2 protein-coding genes are annotated in these 2,091 nt (G+C 39.0%); one reads left to right on the forward strand and one right to left on the reverse strand.

The genetic code is table 11. The annotated features are described in order from the left end of the window. The coding region (locus B4F91_RS15165; RefSeq protein WP_288635953.1) for an FAD-dependent oxidoreductase at nucleotides 1-422 on the reverse strand (422 nt) is incomplete at its 3' end. A gap of 287 nt (nucleotides 423-709) precedes the next feature. On the opposite strand from B4F91_RS15165, the gene pssA reads away from it, so the two are divergent. After that, nucleotides 710-2,035: a CDP-diacylglycerol--serine O-phosphatidyltransferase gene (pssA, locus tag B4F91_RS15170; RefSeq protein ID WP_029772425.1), complete on the forward strand. Its 1,326-nt coding sequence runs from the start codon at nucleotides 710-712 to the stop codon at nucleotides 2,033-2,035. Nucleotides 2,036-2,091 lie beyond the last annotated feature (56 nt).

The raw sequence follows: 2,091 nt of genomic DNA on the forward strand, positions 1-2,091 counted from the left end.
CCATCACATGTAGCACATGCAGATACACCACGACCTTGAAAATTAGTTTCAGACTCTAAGCCTAAGTATTTAGCCGATGCACCAGTGGCAATAATTAATGCATCACATGTGTAAGTACCTTGGTCGCCAGTAAGCGTGAAAGGGCGCTTAGACACATCTACTTTATTAATGTGGTCAAACACAATTTCCGTTTCAAAGCGCTCAGCGTGCTCTTTCATACGGTCCATTAATGCAGGGCCTGTTAAACCGTGCGCATCGCCTGGCCAATTTTCAACTTCAGTTGTGGTCGTTAATTGGCCACCTTGTTGAATGCCGGTAATTAAAACAGGGTTTAAATTTGCACGTGCTGCGTATACTGCGGCAGTGTAACCCGCAGGGCCAGAGCCTAAAATTAGTAACTTAGAGTGTTTTGCTTCAGTCATGATCTTTTCCTAAACGTTTAATACTGAACTTAATGGCTTCGATTCTAAGAAAAACAAGGCACAAGTAAACAAATTATGTGAATATTTTTTTCTGACAAAATTAAAAGCTGTGCAATATTATGTACTGACTTTGCCTGGAACGATAAAAAAGCCCGTGTAAAGGCTAAAAAACAAACAGATGAGCAACAAAGCTTCGTTAATTCATGACCCGTTAGTATTTTTTTGATATGTTTTACCTAATTTTATTTGTCACTGATAGATTATGTGACCTTAGTGAATAGGCAACTATGTTATTTTGGCAGGAAAAACCCGCATTTGGGTTGACTTCAAAAGACGTTAACGTCTTAACCAACGCACAAGAGTACCGTACGCAATTGCTACGTTTAATTAGCAATGCAAAAAAAAGAATCTACATTACGGCACTTTATTTACAAGATGACGAAGCAGGGCGCGAAATACTAGAAGCGCTGCATCGTGTGTCGTTGGCAAACCCCAACCTTGAAATAAAAGTGTTGGTTGATTTTCATCGTGCTCAACGAGGTCTTATTGGTGCAAAAAAATCAGACGGTAACGCAAGTTTATATTGTGACTATTTAGAAAAATTTAAATCAAACGTACAAGTTTACGGTGTACCGGTTAAAGCCAAAGAGTTGTTTGGTGTGTTACACCTTAAAGGTTTTGTTGTAGATGATACTTTATTATACAGCGGCGCCAGCTTAAATAACGTGTACTTACAATACAACGAACGCTACAGGCTCGACCGTTACTTTTTAGTTGACCAAGCAGCACTGTGCGACTCTGTGGTTGATTTTATTGAGTCTAAGCTAATAGGCTCGCAAGCCGTGCCACGTATTGATACACGCCCGCTTAAGCGCTTAATAGACTTTAAATTTGAACAAAAGCAATTAATGCGCGAGCTAAAGTCGGCCAGTTATGCAAACCCAACTACGCCCAATACCGACCCACTCGGTGTGCGTTTGTTTTTAGGTTTAGGGCGTCGTAATAATAGCCTAAACCGATTAATTAAAAACTTGTTTGATACCACAGAGCAAGAGCTTGTACTTTACACACCGTATTTTAATTTTCCGGCACCGCTTATGCGCTCACTACGTCGATTATTAAAACAAGGCAAGCAAGTAACCATTGTAGTAGGTGATAAAACCGCAAACGATTTTTATCTGCCGCCAAGTGAGCCATTTAGTAAAATTGGTGCACTCCCGTATTTATACGAAACTATTTTGCATAAATTTGTAAAATCGCAAAAACGCCATATAGATAACGGCAATTTAAACGTATATTTATGGAAGCACGAGAGTAACTCGTTTCACTTAAAAGGTATTTGCGCCGACCGACAACGCCACTTATTAAGCGGCCATAACCTTAATCCGCGAGCATGGGGCCTTGATATCGAAAATGGTATTTTAATTGAAGACCCACAGCAAAGTATTATGCAAGCCATAGATAACGAAAAGCAGGAAATTTTAAAACACTGCCGCCGTTTAACTGGGCCAAATGATTTAGAAACAGTAGAAAATTACCCGCAACCGGTTAAAAAGCTACTTGGTCAAGCTAAACGCGTAAAAGTTGATTTTATAATTAAGCGTTTTATATAAATTAATTTATATAGTCAAAATTTAGATACAAAAAAAGCAGCTAATTAGCTGCTTTT

The organism is Pseudoalteromonas sp. UBA6610 (genome assembly GCF_002433295.1).
In the GTDB taxonomy this organism is placed as follows: domain Bacteria; phylum Pseudomonadota; class Gammaproteobacteria; order Enterobacterales; family Alteromonadaceae; genus Pseudoalteromonas; species Pseudoalteromonas atlantica.